Source organism: Glaesserella sp. (genome assembly GCF_041814905.1).
GTDB lineage: Bacteria > Pseudomonadota > Gammaproteobacteria > Enterobacterales > Pasteurellaceae > Glaesserella.
Genome location: NZ_JBGXYA010000057.1, coordinates 1 through 18,784 on the forward strand (window position 1 = coordinate 1; position 18,784 = coordinate 18,784).

11 protein-coding genes, 1 pseudogene and 1 CRISPR repeat array are annotated in these 18,784 nt (G+C 40.8%); of the genes and pseudogenes, 8 read left to right on the plus strand and 4 right to left on the minus strand.

Annotated elements, in window-relative coordinates:
* The 8 genes and pseudogenes from ACEYJ7_RS08555 to msbA form a co-directional block, all read left to right on the plus strand.
* Window positions 1–417: pseudogene (locus ACEYJ7_RS08555) on the plus strand (recombination factor protein RarA); the annotation flags it as partial.
* A gap of 301 nt (window positions 418–718) precedes the next feature.
* On the plus strand, window positions 719–3,895 hold the full coding sequence (cas9, locus tag ACEYJ7_RS08560) for a type II CRISPR RNA-guided endonuclease Cas9 (protein WP_373778662.1): 3,177 nt from the start codon (window positions 719–721) through the stop codon (window positions 3,893–3,895).
* Window positions 3,896–3,952: 57 nt separating this feature from the next.
* Window positions 3,953–4,867, plus strand: a complete 915-nt coding sequence (cas1, locus tag ACEYJ7_RS08565; protein WP_373778664.1) for a type II CRISPR-associated endonuclease Cas1 — start codon at window positions 3,953–3,955, stop codon at window positions 4,865–4,867.
* On the plus strand, window positions 4,860–5,186 hold the full coding sequence (gene cas2 / locus ACEYJ7_RS08570) for a CRISPR-associated endonuclease Cas2 (protein ID WP_373767799.1): 327 nt from the start codon (window positions 4,860–4,862) through the stop codon (window positions 5,184–5,186). Before cas1 ends, cas2 begins: the two co-directional genes overlap by 8 nt.
* 268 nt (window positions 5,187–5,454) lie before the next feature.
* Window positions 5,455–7,998: a CRISPR direct-repeat array (repeat unit 36 nt; unit sequence ATTGTAGCACTGCGAAATGAGAAAGGGAGCTACAAC).
* A 179-nt stretch (window positions 7,999–8,177) separates the two neighbouring features.
* Window positions 8,178–10,112 carry an ATP-dependent DNA helicase gene (locus ACEYJ7_RS08575; protein ID WP_373778665.1) on the plus strand — a complete coding sequence of 645 codons (1,935 nt, stop codon included), beginning with the start codon at window positions 8,178–8,180 and terminating at the stop codon, window positions 10,110–10,112.
* 83 nt (window positions 10,113–10,195) lie between these two features.
* The gene (locus ACEYJ7_RS08580; protein WP_373778672.1) at window positions 10,196–10,519 is read left to right on the plus strand and encodes a CidA/LrgA family protein; all 324 of its coding nucleotides are present in this window, start codon (window positions 10,196–10,198) and stop codon (window positions 10,517–10,519) included.
* Window positions 10,512–11,210 carry a CidB/LrgB family autolysis modulator gene (locus ACEYJ7_RS08585; RefSeq protein ID WP_373778666.1) on the plus strand — a complete coding sequence of 233 codons (699 nt, stop codon included), beginning with the start codon at window positions 10,512–10,514 and terminating at the stop codon, window positions 11,208–11,210. Before ACEYJ7_RS08580 ends, ACEYJ7_RS08585 begins: the two co-directional genes overlap by 8 nt.
* 65 nt (window positions 11,211–11,275) lie before the next feature.
* A complete protein-coding gene (gene msbA, locus ACEYJ7_RS08590; RefSeq protein ID WP_373778667.1) occupies window positions 11,276–13,054 on the plus strand; it encodes a lipid A ABC transporter ATP-binding protein/permease MsbA in 1,779 nt (592 codons plus the stop codon).
* Between the two features lie 87 nt (window positions 13,055–13,141).
* Here msbA and metQ read toward each other — a convergent pair whose 3' ends face one another.
* The 4 genes from metQ to ACEYJ7_RS08610 form a co-directional block, all read right to left on the minus strand.
* Window positions 13,142–13,936: a methionine ABC transporter substrate-binding lipoprotein MetQ gene (gene metQ, locus ACEYJ7_RS08595; RefSeq protein ID WP_373778668.1), complete on the minus strand. Its 795-nt coding sequence runs from the start codon at window positions 13,934–13,936 to the stop codon at window positions 13,142–13,144.
* 173 nt (window positions 13,937–14,109) lie between these two features.
* Entirely contained in the window at window positions 14,110–17,043 is a 2,934-nt protein-coding gene (locus ACEYJ7_RS08600) for a hypothetical protein (RefSeq protein WP_373778669.1), read from the minus strand.
* Window positions 17,044–17,428: 385 nt separating this feature from the next.
* Window positions 17,429–18,247 (minus strand): MetQ/NlpA family ABC transporter substrate-binding protein, encoded by an 819-nt coding sequence (locus tag ACEYJ7_RS08605; protein ID WP_373778670.1) that lies wholly within the window; start codon window positions 18,245–18,247, stop codon window positions 17,429–17,431.
* 97 nt (window positions 18,248–18,344) lie between these two features.
* Window positions 18,345–18,784 (minus strand): MetQ/NlpA family lipoprotein (locus tag ACEYJ7_RS08610; RefSeq protein ID WP_373778671.1); only part of this gene is annotated, 440 nt, incomplete at its 5' end.

The window sequence follows — 18,784 nt, forward strand, 5'->3', positions numbered from 1 at the left end:
GCAATGCAAGTCGCCCTTACTGCGTGGGATTGTTATACTAGAGTGGGAGCTTACGAAGGCGAACGGGCCATTGCCCAAGCGGTGATTTATCTTGCAGTTGCTCCGAAAAGTAATGCAGTTTATATGGCATTTAATGAAGCCAAACGCCTAGCCCAAGAAGGCAAAGATTACGACGTTCCAGAACATCTGCGTAATGCACCGACTAACTTAATGAAATCCCTTGGTTATGGCGAAGAATACCGCTACGCTCATGATGAACTTAACGCCTACGCTGCTGGGGAAAACTACTTCCCTTTTGAACTGAAAGACACTCAATTATACTTCCCGACCGAACGCGGAATGGAAAAGCAAATCAAAGAAAAATTAGCGTGGCTGAGAGGGCTGGATTTGCAGAGTGATATGCAGCGTTATAAGTAGATTTTTCCTTTCACTGTTTAAGCCCCAAAATAAATATTGCCAAATGTTTTCTATTCAATTCATAGGAGTATGAGACATCGTGAATAGAAAAAAATGATGCCCCTTGTAACCGAAATTACAAGGGGCAGAGCATTGCGGTCAATTCTTTTCAGAAAAGCCTTATTGTAGCAACGTTTCTCATTTCGCAGTGCAACAATATGTGAGCAATTCTACAAATTTAAATAAAACTTGTCAACAATGTGTCAGAATTATGATAATAATAACAAACGTAAACTTACATTAATTTAAAAGGAGAGTTTCAATGGAACAGAAATTATTAAATTATGTTTTAGGTCTTGATTTAGGTATTGCCTCTGTAGGATGGGCAGTTGTTGAAATTGATCAAAATGAACACCCGATTCGTTTAATTGATTTAGGGGTAAGAACCTTTGAACGAGCGGAAGTGCCTAAAACAGGGGATTCTCTCGCCCTTGCTCGCCGTTTAGCAAGAAGTAGCCGACGTTTAGTCAGACGTAGAGCCGTTCGTTTGCTCAAAGCCAAGCGTTTATTAAAACAAGAAGGGATTTTGCAAGCAGATGATTTCCATTCTTCTTATTTAAAACCGTTGCCGAATAACCCTTGGGAACTGCGTGTTAAGGGATTGAATCACTTATTAGCTCGCACAGAATGGGCGGCGGTGTTATTACATTTGTTAAAACATCGTGGCTATTTATCACAACGTAAAAACGAAAGTAAAACTGATAATAAAGAGCTGGGTGCATTGTTAAAAGGGGTGAGTGAAAACCACCTGTTATTGCAAACTAAAGCATTTTCTACCCCAGCTGAAATTGCGATTAAAAAATTCCAACAGGAAGAAGGACATATCCGTAATCAACGTGGGGCTTATAGCCATACCTTTGATCGTAATGACTTACTGACAGAACTGCGTTTACTTTTCCAAAAACAACGTGAATTCAACAATCCTTATACTTCTCAATCCCTTGAGCAAGCCATCGCAGAATTATTAATGTGGCAAAAACCGGCATTATCCGGCGAGGCTATCTTAAAAATGCTAGGGAAGTGTACCTTTGAACCCACCGAATATAAAGCAGCAAAAAACAGTTATAGTGCAGAATATTTTGTGTGGCTGGCTAAGCTCAATAATTTGCGAATTTTAGAAAACGGTTCAGATCGTGGGCTAACGGCGGAAGAGCGTCAATTACTGATAAATCAACCTTTTGAAAAAGCGAAATTTACTTATGCTCAAGCACGGAAACTGCTGGAATTATCGGATTTAGCGATTTTTAAAGGAGTTCGTTACGGCAAAGATAATGCGGAAAGTGCAACCTTAATGGAAATGAAAGCTTGGCATGCCATTCGCAAAGCCTTAGAAAGTAATGGGTTGAAAACCGAATGGGAGGGCTTAAAAACCAAACCGGCGCTATTAGATAAAATCGGTACGGCTTTTTCGATTTATAAAACCGATGAAGATATTAGCCAATATCTCAATGGTGAGTTACCGCCTGCGGTATTAAATGCCCTATTAGAAAATCTGAGTTTTGATAAATTTATTCAACTCTCTTTGCAAAGTTTAGCCAAAATCCTACCGCTTATGGAGAAAGGTTTACGTTATGATGAAGCGTGTAAACAGGTTTATGGCGATCACTATGGTAAAAAAGAGCAACTCGAATTGCTTTTCTTACCAAAAATTCCTGTGGAAGACATTCGTAATCCTGTGGTGCTACGTACCTTATCTCAAGCTCGAAAAGTGATTAACGGTGTGGTTCGTTTATATGGTTCGCCTGCTCGGATTCACATTGAAACAGGGCGAGAAGTGGGTAAATCTTTTAGTGAACGCCGAGATATTACTAAACGTCAGGAAGAAAATCGCAATGAGCGACAAAGAGTGGTAGAAAAATTTAAAGAATTTTTCCCTGCTTTTGTGGGCGAGCCAAAAGCGAAAGATATTCTAAAAATGCGTCTTTATGAGCAACAACACGGCAAATGTTTATATTCAGGCAAAGAGTTAGATTTAAACCGCTTGCTTGAAAAAGGCTATGTAGAAATTGATCACGCCTTGCCGTTCTCTCGTACTTGGGATGACAGTTTTAATAATAAAGTGTTGGTACTTGCCAGTGAAAACCAAAACAAAGGCAATCAAACACCTTACGAATGGTTAAATGGCAAAGAAAACGCAGAGCGTTGGAAACTATTTCAGGCGTTGGTTAATGGTAGCCGTTTCCCTTATAGCAAAAAACAACGGATTTTAACGAAATACCTTGATGAAGAAGGGTTTAGAGAGCGTAACTTAAATGATACTCGCTATGTGGTACGTTTCCTATGCAATTTTATTGAAGACCATATGCAATTAGTCGGGCAGGGTAAAAAACGAGTATTTGCCTCAAACGGTCAAATTACCGCCTTACTTCGCAGAAGTTGGGGTATTCAAAAAGTGCGTGAAGATAATGATCGTCATCACGCTGTTGATGCGGTGGTTGTGGCTTGTTCTACTCGAGCATTACAAAAGAAAATTACCGATTATGTGCGTTATAAAGAGATGAATGTATTTACTGGGGAAAAAATCGATCGGGAAACGGGAGAAATCATCCGTTTCCATTTCCCTGAACCTTGGAAATTCTTCCGTCAAGAAGTGGAAATTCGCGTATTTAGCGAAAACCCGACAGAAGATGTCGTTATCGCCTTACCAGATCGACCGCAAGCAAACCACGAGTTTATTCAACCGCTCTTTGTTTCACGTGCCCCAGCACGCAAAATGACGGGGCAAGGGCATATGGAAACCATCAAATCCGCCAAACGTTTAGCCGAAGGAGTAAGCGTTTCTCGTGTACCACTCACTCAACTGAAATTAAAAGATCTGGAAAATATGGTCAATCGAGAGCGTGAAAAAGCACTTTATGAGGCTTTAAAAGCACGTTTAGAAGCCTTTAATAATGATCCTGCAAAAGCCTTCGCAGAACCGTTCTATAAAAAAGGTGGACAACAAGTGAAAGCAGTGCGTGTAGAACTGGTACAAAAATCTGGCGTGCTAGTTCGCCAAGAATATGGCGTTGCCGATAATGCTTCAATGGTCCGAGTGGATGTCTTTATTAAAAGTGGAAAATATTTCCTTGTTCCAATTTATACTTGGCAAGTAGCAAAAGGAATTTTGCCGAATAGGGCTGTGGTTGCGAATAAAGATGAAGCTGAATGGGAAGAAATGGATGAAAATGCTACTTTCCAGTTTGCACTTTATCCAAATGATTTAGTAGAAGTGGTAACGAAGAAAGAAAAATTTTTTGGATATTATGCAGGCTTGGATAGAGCGACAGGGGCTATTACAATTAGAGAACACGATTTGGAAAGTTCAAAAGGCAAGGCAGGGTTACACCGTGGTATCGGGGTCAAAACAGCGATTTCTGTTCAACGATACCAAGTCGATGAACTCGGTAAAAATATTCGACCTTGTCGTCCAATGAAAAAACGTCCACCTGTTCGTTAATTTTAAATCCCTGTTTTCAATGAAAGCAGGGATTTTTTTCAATTCAAGGAGAAGGTTATGAGCTGGCGAAGTATTTTAATCAGTAACGGAGGAAAGTTATCCTTAAAACATAAACAGATGTTAATCCAACAAGAAGAGCAGGAATTTACTGTTCCCCTTGAAGATATTGCCATTGTCGTGGTGGAAAGTCGGGAAACGGTAATCACCATTCCGCTACTTTCGGCTTTCGCTCAACAAGGTATCACACTACTTAGCTGTGATGAGCAATTTTTACCTTGTGGGCAGTGGTTGCCTTTCGCTCAATATCATCGCCAATTAAAAACACTTAAACTACAACTTGAAGCAAGCCAACCGCAGAAAAAGCAACTTTGGCAACGGATTGTGCAGCAGAAAATCCGCAATCAAGCCTTTGCGCTTACCCAATCCCATCACCCTAAAGAAGCGAAAAGATTGTGTGCAATGGCGACGCAAGTGAAATCAGGTGATAAAGAAAATATAGAGGCACAAGCTGCTCAACTCTATTTTCAAACGGCATTTGGTAAGGATTTTCGTCGCTGGCAAGAAAATCACATTAACGCTCATCTGAACTATGCTTACACGATATTACGATCCGCAGTGGCAAGGGCGTTAGTACAATATGGCTGGCTACCTGCATTAGGGCTGTTTCATCATAATGAACAAAATCCCTTTAACCTTGCTGATGATTTTATTGAACCATTTCGCCCATTAGTTGATTTAATGGTGTGGAATCTTTGGCAAGAAAATAAGCTCGACAACGGCTTAACCCCAGCGACTAAACAACAGCTTATTCGTTTATTGCATTATCAAATGAGCATTAATCAACAGACTTTTAGTGTATTAGCTACCATAGACAGAGCTGTTGGCTCCTTTCAAAGTGCGTTAATGAGTAAGAATGCGGATTTGTTAAAACTTCCCGAAATCTTACCGCTTGAGGAACATTGTTATGAGTGAGGCAAAATTTATGCGAATGATCGTCTTTTTTGACTTACCCGTCACCACCGTGGCGAAACGCAAAGCCGCCAATCAGTTTCGCCAATTTTTATTAAAAGACGGCTACCAAATGTTACAGCTTTCTGTTTATGCCCGCATTGTTCGAGGTCGAGATGCGTTAGATAAGCACCATAAAAGACTTTGTGAACATCTGCCTGAAGAAGGCTCAATTCGTTGCTTAGAAGTTACCGAAAAACAGTTTGCCAGTATGCAGATTTTATTAGGAGAGTTGAAAGTTCAAGAGAAAAAAGTTAATGCAAACCAAATGCTACTTTTTTAATAAAAAATATTGAAATACTGAAAATCATATAACAGTCTGATTGCTTTTATTTTGAACAAAAATATTGTTTAAACGCTTGTTTAATGAACAGTGTTTTTTCTAAATTTATGCCTAAAAATCACTTTGGTATAAATTATGGATGATTTTTTACCACAGTTTTTTTGCAAAAAATTTCACTAAACCAACCGCTTGTTGAGAGAAAATTACTTGTTTTTTATATAAATAAAATGCCCCAAACCCTTACTGGATAAGACTTTGGGGCATAGGTATTGTAGCACTGCGAAATGAGAAAGGGAGCTACAACCTGGTACGATGAGGCAGATATCGATTTTATATTGTAGCACTGCGAAATGAGAAAGGGAGCTACAACAAACACAGAAAGCGATCATCCACTTAAATAATTGTAGCACTGCGAAATGAGAAAGGGAGCTACAACTAAAGTTTCGCCTTTAACAATTTTTACCATATTGTAGCACTGCGAAATGAGAAAGGGAGCTACAACCAAAAGATACAACCAATCAAAGTATGCAAAATTGTAGCACTGCGAAATGAGAAAGGGAGCTACAACGGTAATCGCATGGTGGGCTAAAGCCCACCTATTGTAGCACTGCGAAATGAGAAAGGGAGCTACAACTTTAACTTTCATTTTAATTTCTCCATAGTCATTGTAGCACTGCGAAATGAGAAAGGGAGCTACAACTAAATTCCGAATTTAATTCCCATTGTGCCAATTGTAGCACTGCGAAATGAGAAAGGGAGCTACAACACTATACAAGCAAACAGGATCAGAAGTGCGATTGTAGCACTGCGAAATGAGAAAGGGAGCTACAACCGAATTGAATTGGGATTTACCGAAAACAGCATTGTAGCACTGCGAAATGAGAAAGGGAGCTACAACAGGTGGCGGTGTTGGTGTGCCGAGAGTGCCATTGTAGCACTGCGAAATGAGAAAGGGAGCTACAACCTTCAGATGTAATTATTATTGCTGAGGGATATTGTAGCACTGCGAAATGAGAAAGGGAGCTACAACGCAACTTGGAACGGTAACACCCGCGAGGCGATTGTAGCACTGCGAAATGAGAAAGGGAGCTACAACTCCATTGGATAGAGTTTGCTTTATTTTCTAATTGTAGCACTGCGAAATGAGAAAGGGAGCTACAACGTGGATCTAATAATTCTTTATAATCCACTCATTGTAGCACTGCGAAATGAGAAAGGGAGCTACAACCGTATCTGCCACAGGCGTTGTGTTAGACAAATTGTAGCACTGCGAAATGAGAAAGGGAGCTACAACTTATCAATTTCTAAATTTAGAAAATACCAAATTGTAGCACTGCGAAATGAGAAAGGGAGCTACAACTTATCAATTTCTAAATTTAGAAAATACCAAATTGTAGCACTGCGAAATGAGAAAGGGAGCTACAACACCAGTCGCCCACAATTTACCGTCAATATAATTGTAGCACTGCGAAATGAGAAAGGGAGCTACAACTGCGGTAATCAAACCAACCGCAAGACTCAGATTGTAGCACTGCGAAATGAGAAAGGGAGCTACAACCTTGTCAATAAATAAAAATAGTTTATATTGATTGTAGCACTGCGAAATGAGAAAGGGAGCTACAACCAATTCATCTATTGAAGCTGTAGAGGCTTAATTGTAGCACTGCGAAATGAGAAAGGGAGCTACAACAATGCGAACAATTGAGAAAACAAGGCTTAAATTGTAGCACTGCGAAATGAGAAAGGGAGCTACAACGTCGTTGTATGGTTTCCAACGATTACCAATATTGTAGTACTGCGAAATGAGAAAGGGAGCTACAACTTGTTCCAACTTTAATAAATTGATTAAAATATTGTAGCACTGCGAAATGAGAAAGGGAGCTACAACGGATCAGCGTTGCTATTTTTGCCAGCCGTGATTGTAGCACTGCGAAATGAGAAAGGGAGCTACAACAAGCGGTGGTGTGATTGCTGACCGTTTCGGATTGTAGCACTGCGAAATGAGAAAGGGAGCTACAACTTCTATCTTAATATAGATGAATATCTTTGAATTGTAGCACTGCGAAATGAGAAAGGGAGCTACAACCGGTTGTCAAGGTTTGGCGAAGCCAACCCGATTGTAGCACTGCGAAATGAGAAAGGGAGCTACAACTAAGCTAGTAGAGGTTGCAAATGGGCGGAAATTGTAGCACTGCGAAATGAGAAAGGGAGCTACAACAAATCGGCATTATGCCCATTTTGTGCAATTATTGTAGCACTGCGAAATGAGAAAGGGAGCTACAACAAGATGAACCATACATTGATTTATTTTTCCATTGTAGCACTGCGAAATGAGAAAGGGAGCTACAACAATCGGTTTTTTACGTTCAAAAGCTACAATATTGTAGCACTGCGAAATGAGAAAGGGAGCTACAACCAGACCAACGCAAAGCCTACGATTTAATCAATTGTAGCACTGCGAAATGAGAAAGGGAGCTACAACGCAATGGTTTCAAGTTCGACTTTTCCTACAATTGTAGCACTGCGAAATGAGAAAGGGAGCTACAACAAGTTTTTCATATAATAGTCCTTCTATTGTATTGTAGCACTGCGAAATGAGAAAGGGAGCTACAACCGGTTGTCAAGGTTTGGCGAAGCCAACCCGATTGTAGCACTGCGAAATGAGAAAGGGAGCTACAACAAGAGCAAAATCAGCAATTTCTAGCGTTGGATTGTAGCACTGCGAAATGAGAAAGGGAGCTACAACTTAAAGAGGCAAGTAAAGCCCAGCCTATTTATTGTAGCACTGCGAAATGAGAAGAGAGGTGGTCTGTGCTTTTAATCAATTCAGGATTTAGCACAATGTTGGGGATGGAAATGAGCAATGACCTTTTACATTTTATCTTCTAGCAATATTTCGTTATAATGCGACATTCTTCTTACCATTCAATATCACAATTCAATTCACCTTATACCCTGAATTTCATTGAGATAGATGTAATCAAAATTAATATGACACTCTCTGAAAAAATCAGCGATGCTTTTAGCCTAAACGGTATTTTAAGCCAAAATATTCAAGGTTTTCGCCCGCGCCAAGCGCAGCTTGACATGGCGCAAGCGGTCGGAAACGCCATAAAATTTGCAAATAGTGCTGTTATTGAAGCCGGCACCGGCACGGGGAAAACCTTTGCTTATCTGGTACCGGCTTTACTTTCAGGCAAAAAAACGATTATTTCTACCGGTTCAAAAAATCTGCAAGACCAGCTTTTCAATCGAGATCTGCCGACGATTCAAAACGCACTGAAATACAAAGGTAAAGTGGCGCTTTTAAAGGGGCGGGCGAATTACCTCTGCTTAGAACGTTTGGATCAAGTCACTGCAATGGGGGTATTAGGTGATAAATCGGTTTTGGCGGATTTGAGTAAAGTGCGTAAATGGCATACTGGTACTGTTTCCGGGGATTTAAGCGAGTGTGTTGCCATTGCGGAAGACAGTCCGATTCTACCGCAGTTAGTCAGTACGGCGGAAAGCTGTTTAGGGGCGGATTGCCCGAATTATACAGAGTGTTATGTGGTTCAAGCCCGTCGACGAGCGATGGAAGCGGATATTGTGGTTGTGAATCACCATCTGTTTTGTGCCGATATGGCGGTGAAGGAAACCGGGTTCGGGGAGTTGATTCCTGAGGCGGAGTTGGTTGTGTTCGATGAAGCGCATCAATTACCGGATATTGCCAGCCAATATTTCGGTCAGTCGTTGACTTCCCGCCAATTATTCGATATTTGCAAAGACAGTAATATCGTCTATCGTACCGAACTGAAAGATGCTGCTCAATTAGGTAAAGCCTCCGAGCATCTTCAAAAAGTGATTCAAGATTTCCGTTTGCTGTTAGGTGAAGGCTCTTTACGTGGTAATTTGCGCGATTTATTGCGAGATCCGAAAGTGATCGAAGGGTTAAATAAACTCAAAGAGAATATCGAGTTTCTCAGCGAGGTTGTGAAAAAATCGTTAGGGCGTTCAGAGACGCTTGATAAAATCTTTGAACGTTTAGCAGAAGTCAAAGTGCTGTTAAATAAATTGAGCGATACTAGCGTAGTCGGTTATTGCTATTGGTATGAAGCCAACGGACGTTCGTTCGGTTTACATATTACTCCGTTGACGGTTTCGGATAAATTCGGCGAACAGATAAAAAACCAGAAAGCCGGTTGGGTTTTTACTTCGGCAACTTTGGAAGTCGGAGGGAAATTCGACCATTTTTGCCAACGTTTAGGCATTGAGAATGCAGAACAGATGGTATTACAAAGCCCGTTTGATTATCCGAACCAATCGCTGTTGTGTGTGCCGCGCTATCTACCGGATACCAATAAATCCCACACTTTAACCGCGTTAGGGCAATTACTCAAACCGGTGATTGAAGCAAATTACGGTCGATGTTTTTTACTTTGTACCTCCTATTATATGATGCGCGGTTTGGCGGATTTTCTACGCGAACACAGTGAATTAAGCGTACTGTTACAAGGTGAAACCAGTAAAAGCCGTTTGTTGGAGAAATTTATCGTAGAACCGAACAGTGTGTTAGTTGCCACCCAAAGTTTTTGGGAAGGCGTTGATGTGCGAGGTGACGCGTTGTCATTGGTAATTATTGATAAATTGCCGTTTAGTGCACCGGACGATCCGTTACTCAAAGCCCGAATGGAAGATTGCAAATTACAAGGCGGCGATCCGTTCAATGATATTCAAATTCCCGAAGCTGTGATTACCTTAAAACAAGGTGTCGGTCGTTTGATTCGCGATGTGACCGATAAAGGGGCGATTATTATTTGTGATTCCCGCTTGGTAATGCGTAATTACGGCGCCACTTTTCTAAAAAGTTTGCCGCCGTCTAAACGCACGCGTGATTTAGCCAAAGTGGTCGAATTTTTGCAATCGACAAGCGGTGAGATTATCTAAAAAATTTGCAAATTTTATGTATGGAAGTGAATATGGTGATTAAGGTTCTACGTTTTATACTCGCTTTGGCATTTTTATACCTCATGCTTTATCTCGGCAGATTGATGAGCCAGCTTATTCCCATCGGTATTTCAGAAAGTATTTGGGGTCTATTGCTGTTATTTACGTTGCTTACTACCAAAGTGGTTCGTGTCGGGTGGATTGCGCCGGCTTCTCGCCCGTTGATTCGTTATATGACCATTTTCTTTCTGCCCGTGTGCGCCGGAATTATCGAGCAATTTGAGATGCTCAAGCTGCATATCAATTCACTGGTGTTTGCCAATTTCATCAGCACGGTACTTTCGTTAGTTATCATTGGGTTACTGGCGGAATGGTTATTTAGAAAAGTGGAGGTGGAAGATGAATAACGCACTTATTTATGGCTATTCATTGCTGACATTGTTGGCTTTTTTTCTCGGATCTCGACTCAGTAAACGGCTAAAATCCTCAATCTTCAATCCTTTCATTATTACGCTTTGTCTGATCGTGGCGGTATTACTTGGTGCGAATATTCCTTTCGATGAATACTACCAAGGTAATTTGCCGATTAACAATTTGCTCGGTGTTTCCGTTGTTGCGTTAGCCGTTCCTTTTTACGAGCAGTTGCCTCAAATCCGTAAACATTGGAAAAAGATTACGGTTATTGTTGTGACAGCGACTTTTTTAACGATGTTAAGCGGTATATTGCTTGCGATTGCTTTTGGCGCAAACCATGAAATAGTTGCTTCGTTACTGCCGAAATCAGTTTCGACACCGATTGCCATTGCGATTGCAAAAGAGATCGGCGGGCATTCGGCGATCAGTGCGGTTGCGGTGGTGATTGCAGGTATTACCGGATCCGCATTCGGTATTGCTATTCTACAGTGGCTTAAGGTGAACAATACTCGAGCAATCGGTTTAAGTATGGGGGCTGTTTCCCACGCACTCGGTACGGCTCGTTCAATGGAATACAGTATTAAGGCGGGAAGTTATGCTTCTGTCGCGTTAGTATTGTGCGGTATTTTATCCTCATTGATTGCGCCAATAATGTTCAAGTGGGTACTTCGTATCTGGTTTTAAATTTGGTAGAAATTAAATTTCCCTTTAAAATAAGCCACTTTTGTGCGGTTTAGGTAACAAATATTATGTCAAAACAATCATTTTCACTTGATGAGATCTCTCAGGATCAATCAACGTGGCAAACCTTTAAACGTTTATGGCCAATGATTTCGCCTTTTAAAGCCGGAATTGTGGTCGCGATGTTTGCAATGATCTTAAATGCCGGTGCGGATGCTTATTTAATTACGATGTTAAAACCGTTAATTGACGAAGGTTTCGGTACGTCATCCGATCGTCATTTTTTAAAAATCATGGCATTTATTGTGGTGGCATTAATTTTTGCTCGCGGTTTAACCAGCTTTATTTCAACTTATTGTTTGGCTTGGGTTTCAGGCAAAGTTGTCATGACAATGCGTCAGCGTGTATTTAAACATTTGATGTTTATGCCGGTAACTTTTTTTGACCAAAATTCTTCAGGTAAATTATTGTCGCGGATTACCTACGATTCCGAACAAATTGCCAATTCTTCGGCAAATGCATTACAAAGTGTAGTACGTGAAGGTTTCTATATTATTTTCTTGGTGGCTACGATGTTTTATTACAGCTGGCGTCTTTCGTTAGTGCTGTTTTTAATCGGTCCTTTAATTGCGGTATTAATCCGTGTTGTTTCTAAACGTTTCCGCCGATTAAGCCGTAATATGCAGGAATCAATGGGAAGTATGACTGAAAGTGCCGAACAGATGTTGCGCGGGCATAAGGTTGTACTTTCTTTCGGCGGACAGAAGGTTGAAGAAGAGCGTTTTAACCATACCAGTAACGATATGCGTCGTAAAGGCATGAAAATGACTGCGGCGTCGGCAATTTCCGATCCGATTATTCAAGTGATTGCTTCGTTAGCTTTAGCAGTGGTATTGTTTATTGCCGGCTCACCGGAAATTATCGGCAACGATTTAACTGCCGGCGAATTTGCAGCGGTTATCGGTGCGTTAATGGGTATTCTTCGTCCGTTAAAAACATTAACTAATGTAAATGCTCAGTTCCAACGCGGGATGGCGGCTTCTCAAACATTGTTTACCCTATTTGATTTACCGACCGAACAAGATAGCGGAACTTACAAAATCGAGCGTGCTAACGGCAATATTCGTTTTGAAAATGTCACATTCACTTATCATGGTAAAGATCATCCGGCATTGCAAAAGGTTTCTTTTAATCTACCGGCAGGAAAAACCTTAGCATTAGTAGGGCGCTCCGGTTCCGGGAAATCGACCATTGCCAATTTGATTACCCGTTTTTATGAAATTGATTCGGGCAATATTTATTTGGATGATCGTGATATTCGAGACTATAACCTGAATAATCTGCGCGAGCAGTGCGCAATTGTGTCGCAGCAGGTTCATCTGTTTAATGATACGGTTGCCAACAATATCGCGTATGCGGCAAAAGATAAATACAGCCGTGAACAGATCGAAGCCGCTGCTAAAGCCGCTTACGCCATGGAATTTATCGAAAAGATGCCGCAAGGCTTAGATACAGTGATTGGCGAGAACGGGGTGAGCTTGTCGGGCGGTCAGCGTCAGCGTTTGGCTATTGCACGTGCGTTGTTACGTAATTCACCGGTGCTCGTGTTGGATGAAGCGACTTCAGCGTTAGATACGGAGTCAGAACGCGCAATCCAAGCGGCACTCGATGAGTTACAAAAAGATCGTACCGTTTTAGTGATTGCCCACCGCTTGTCGACGATTGAGAAAGCGGATGAAATTTTGGTGGTTGATCACGGTCAGATTATCGAGCGGGGTAATCATCAAACTTTATTGGAACAAAACGGCGCTTATAAGCAATTATATCAAATGCAATTCAGCGAATAAGTTCAATATCAAAATGAAGCGACCGCTTGCAGCAATACGAGCGGTCGTTTTCGTTCATTATTTTGCAAATCAGTGGCAAAGGGTTTATTACCAACCTTTAACCATCGCACCTTTGAAAACCTCGTTAGCTTTATCGAAGACTTCTTGTGATTGATAAGCCTTCACGAAGTCTTTCACGATTTCTTTATCTTTGTTATCTTCACGCGCTACGATTAAGTTAACGTACGGTGAATCTTTTTCTTCGACAAATAATCCGTCTTTAGTCGGGGTTAAGCCTGCTTGACCTGCATAAGTCGTGTTAATAATGGAAAATGCAACATCATCAAGGGTACGAGGTAGTAATGGCGCTTCTACTTCTTGAATTTGTAGATTTTTCGGGTTCTCGATAATGTCTACTTTGGTTGATTGCAAATTCGTGTTGTCTTTCAGTTTAATTAAGCCTTGTTTTTCTAACAAAATTAATGCTCTGCCGAGATTCGTCGGATCGTTCGGCACGGCAATGGTATCACCGTCTTTTAATTCTGCCAGCGACTTTATTTTTTTCGAATAAGCGGCAATTGGATAGACAAAGGTATTGCCGACCGGTGTTAATTTATAACCTTTATCGGCAATTTGTTTATCCAAATAAGGTTTGTGTTGGAAAGCATTAACGTCTAAATCACCTTTGTTTAATGCTTCATTCGGCGTGGCATAGTCGGTGAAAATAATTAATTCAACATCGCGGTTATATTTATCTTTTGCAATTTTTGCCGCCACTTCCATCACTTGGTGTTCCGGACCCGAAATAACGCCGACTTTAAGTTTTTCTTGTTTTTCATTACAACCGGTTAAGGCAAATACGGAGACGAATGCGGTCAAGGTGAAAATCGTTTTTAAATTCATAGTTAAATTCCTGTTAGAGCAATAATATTATTTAACAAAAAAGATACGGATATTCTTTTTGTATGAGGCTTACGGGTCGGGAAATCCGACGCAGGAAGACAAATTCTAGAGAATATCCGTGGTAAAGTAAATTATTGGATACAAGCGGTCGGATTCGACCGCTTTTTTGCAAATCAGGCGATAACAAAATGGCTCTGGCTCAGTTCCAAGTTGGATGTGAGTTGAGCAAAATCAATCGGACTGATAAAGTCGGTATTATCGTTGTCGTAGGATAACAAACCGGTCTCTCGGTTATATTTAATGCTGTCCCACAGATTATCTCCGCTTTTATTCAACGAGCTAAAGTATGATTGAGAAAGTTCGATTTTATCCGCATGAATGTCAAAATCCGTAATAGTATCCATGTTGCCGTCTAAAACATCAAACACGAATACATCATTACCCGCACCGCCCGTTAATGTATCTTTACCAATTCCGCCGATTAAACGGTCGTTGCCTTCCATACCGTTTAACTCGTTGTTAAGTTGGTTACCGATTAAAATATTGGCTAATGTATTACCGATACCCGCTTTAGCGGCGCCGAAAAGCGTTAAGTTTTCAACGTGGTCGGTTAATTGGTAACGATCGATATAACTATGAACAACATCATTTCCCTCATTGAGAGCTTCAATCACTCGATCCTCTGCATTATCGACCACAAAAATATCATTATCCAAACCGCCGTAAAGGGTATCAGCACCTAAGCCGCCGTCGAGATAATCATTGCCTTTATTGCCGTCAATCAGATCGTTACCTGCACCGCCGTAAATGGCATTATTGGCTACGTTCCCTTTTAGGGTATCGTTATAAGCGGAACCGATTAAACGTTCTATCTGAGTACCGTAGCCGATAAAAGCTTGACCTTCGGAGTAGGATTCTTGATAAGCGTTAAACGTATTTCTACCGTCAATCGCAACGGAAGAATCCTGTTGGAAATAGTCGTTTATATTGGCTTTTTCATAGCCGGAGGACACAAAATTTTCGGCTTTTTGTCCGCGGTAGATCCATGAACCCGGGGTGAGATCTACATATACGCTTTCTTTCTCCTGTGAGGCATCGAAAGTATCAATGCCATTACCGTCCCAGATATAAATATCGCCGTCACTGGCAGCCGGATTATAGCGTTTGAATGTATAAGTATCGTTTCCTGCCCGACTTTCAGGGTTAACACCAAAGCGGTATTGTAAATAGGCGACATCAAATAATTTGAAATCGCGGGTTAAAAGCTGTGAGTAATAAGAGTCTTCGTAAGAGAGTACGCTTAATACTTTATGATCTTCAACGCCGGCTTGGATCAATACTGTCGGGTCATGCGGGTGTTTGGCACCTAAACTATGCATAATTTCATGTGATGCCAGCCAGAATCCGAAAGTAGAATTTAATCCGCCGTCTTTATAGGATTGATCATATTGTACCCAACGTCCGTAAACGGCTTGTCCGTATATGGATTTTGACATTAGATCCGCCATGCTGAATGAAATTTCACCGGAACCACTGACTTCACTGAATTTAATATTGGAATATCCGCTAACCTTGTCAAAGATCTCTTTGATGACGTTTTTGTTTACCGTGTCGTAGTCTGATGTAAAACTATAGGTTACCGTGCGATCATCAGAACCACCCATTGGTGTATGACGAAGATGGCCGGTTTGATATTTTTTGGCGTCGATACCTTCAATAAAGTAGGCGACATCTTGATTTGCCGTGTCGAACGTCGTCACAAAAACCGAGCTTAATTGCGGTTCTTGACTGTAACTAAATTGTGTCGAAGCATCCCAAGCAAAACCGTTTTTATCCGTCGAAATTAATGTTGCCGTGATGGCGGAACTTTTATTTTCCGTTAAATATTGTGTCGGCACAGAAATCTCGAACGTGAGATCGGAAGTGACTTTGGTTTGATAATTGCTATCACCGATAGTGATTTGAACACTGTCCCCGGTTTTTGCGTTAGTCGGAACGGCTCCGCGGATCGTAGTGAAATTTTCGGCGATATAGCTGTTTACTTGATGATTACTGATAAACGCATTGCTATCAAATTGAATATGTTTTTCCGTCAATGTATAAGGTTCAACGGTAGACACTTTATATTGATAATTGCCGGTTCTTGCCGTTAAATCGTAAAGCGTTCTGGCATTAGAACTATAGCTGATGGATTCTCCTTGCAACTGAATCAAGTCATTCATCGGGATATCGACAAAGAACGTTTTATCGGTTTTGCTCACCGCGGCATTATAACTTTTATCGCCAATCGTTAAACGAATGTCATCTAATTGCTGATGGTTGGAATATTGACCGAACACACCGTCTAAATTGACTTTACCGGTTAAACGGACAATCGTTGAACTGGTCAAATGAGCGGATAAATCATTTTGTTGTTGCAACATTTCTGTAATGACAACGGTATTTACCGCATTTTTTGCCGCTTCGGTATGGAGTTCTTTGTTTCTGGCTTCAATCGTGGCAAACGTACTCGAATAACTTGAGTTTTCCGTTGTACCGGTTGCTCCATTATTTGTAGCCGGTGAGTTAGATACAGTTGGAGCTGTATTTGATGTTGATAAATTTGCCGCAGTCGTCGGTGTATTGATTGGGCTGCTTGCCACGGTTTCTGATGGTGTAGCCGTACCCGTTGTCGATTTATCACTGAGTGATGTTTTTTCAGCCGCAGGACTGCTGCCACCACCGCCACCTCCGCCACCTCCGGCAGCAAGGCCTCCGCCAATGCCTAACAAACCAAGTCCTGCGTAACCTAACGTTGATCCGGAAATGGCAGATCCTGATTTAGTCGGGGTTATGGATGAAGGTTGTAACGTTAACGCTTGAGATAAATCGGATGTTAAAATCGGATTATAATCGGCATACTGTTTGAGATTTACAGAAGCATGGTTATCTTCCGTAATAATTTGAAGATCTTTACCTTCAAGCTTTACATTCACATCTTCTATCACATTCCCTTTCTCATCAACTAATTGATATTGCGCATCCTCCTCTGCGTTGATAGTAAGATTAGATGTAACTTTTAATAGTTTTGTCTGTTTATTTTTAATAATTTTTAAAAAAACTGACATATTCGCCTCCTTGTGTAATTATTATGATTTTATTGTAAGTATAAAAACACAAACAATCAAAAATCTTTACAAAAAATTTAGCAAAAAATTAGCAATAGAATATATTTTGTACGGATTAACAAGGCATTTTATGGTTTTAACGAATTTTTAGCAGGTTTTTAGCATTACAAAAGATTGCAAAATTTTCAATTTTGTTCTTTGTATGTAAAGTAATGTGATTTTGAAGAGTGAGAGATTGAAAAAGCAGAGGACAGAAAAGCGTAGAGAAGAGAGTAGTGTAGGATTATGTTTAGAGGAAGGTAGAATACAAGCGGTCACTTTTTGCCAATTTTTTGCAAAAGCCTCTCTTTACAGGCGTAAAGAGAGGGATTTCAGTTTCGGCTTATTACCAGCCTTTAATTACGCCGCCGTTAAATAATTTTAACGCTTCTTGGTAAACTTCTTCTGTTTGGAAGGCTTTTACAAAGGTTTGTAAGCGCGGGTCGTCTTTGTTATCTTCACGGCTCACGATTAAGTTTACATACGGAGAATCTTTTGATTCAACAATGATGCCGTCTTTCTCCGGGCTTAAACCCGCTTGACCGGCGTAAGTATTGTTGATGATCGCTAAATCCACATCATCTAATGCTCGCGTTAACAATGACGTTTCAACTTGAGTGATTTTGATGTTTTTTGGATTTTCAATAATATCGTTCTCTGTTGAGAAGACATTTTTCGGATCTTTTAATTTTAATAAGCCGTGTGCTTGAAGTAATAACAATGCGCGAGCGGTGTTACTTGGGTTGTTTGGAATTGCAACCGTGGCACCATCGGCTAACTCAGAGATATTTTTGATTTTCTTAGAATATGCCGCAATAGGCCATACGAAGGTATTGCCGATAATTGCCATTTTATAGCCACGGTCTTTACTTTCTTGCTCTAAATAAGGCACGGTTTGGAATGCGTTTGCATCTAAATCTTTACGCCATAATGAATCATTTGGCTGGGTGTATTCGGTGAACTGAACAAGTTCAACATCCAAACCGTATTTTTCTTTTGCGATTTTAACCGCTACTTCGGTCATTTGCGCTTCAGGACCGGTCATTACGCCTACTTTAAGCGGCTTTGTCGGTGCGGCGGCAACTTCCGCTTTTTTCTCTTCTTTACAGCCTGTCAGCGCTAATACGGAAACAAGCGCGATGCCTAATAATTTTTTTAACTTCATTGAATGTCCTTAATGTAGAAATGAAACAAGCGGTCCGTTTCAGCGAAAAATTTGCAAATTTCGGTTGAAAACTTACCGCTTGTATGGAGGGAACAAATTACCAACCTTTAACAACACCGTCTTTAAAGTGTTTTTGTGCTTCTTGGAACACTTCTTCGGTTTGGTATGCTTTTACAAAGTTTTTAACCGCTTCGCTGTCTTTGTTATTCGTACGAGCAACAATAATGTTCACATACGGAGACTCTTTATTTTCAACAAATACGCCGTGTTCGGTGGTATTTAAGCCGACTTGACCTGCGTAAGTATTGTTAACAACGGCCAAATCCACATCATCTAAGGCTTTTGCCGCCACGGAAGTATCGACTTCTTGAATTTTGAGGTTTTTCGGATTCTCAACGATATCTAATGAAGTAGAGAATAAGTTTGTGTTATCTTTTAATTTGATCAAACCTTGTTTTTCCAACAGGATCAATGCACGGGCAAGGTTACTTGGATCATTCGGTACGGCAACGACGGCACCTTCTTGCAACTCGCTGA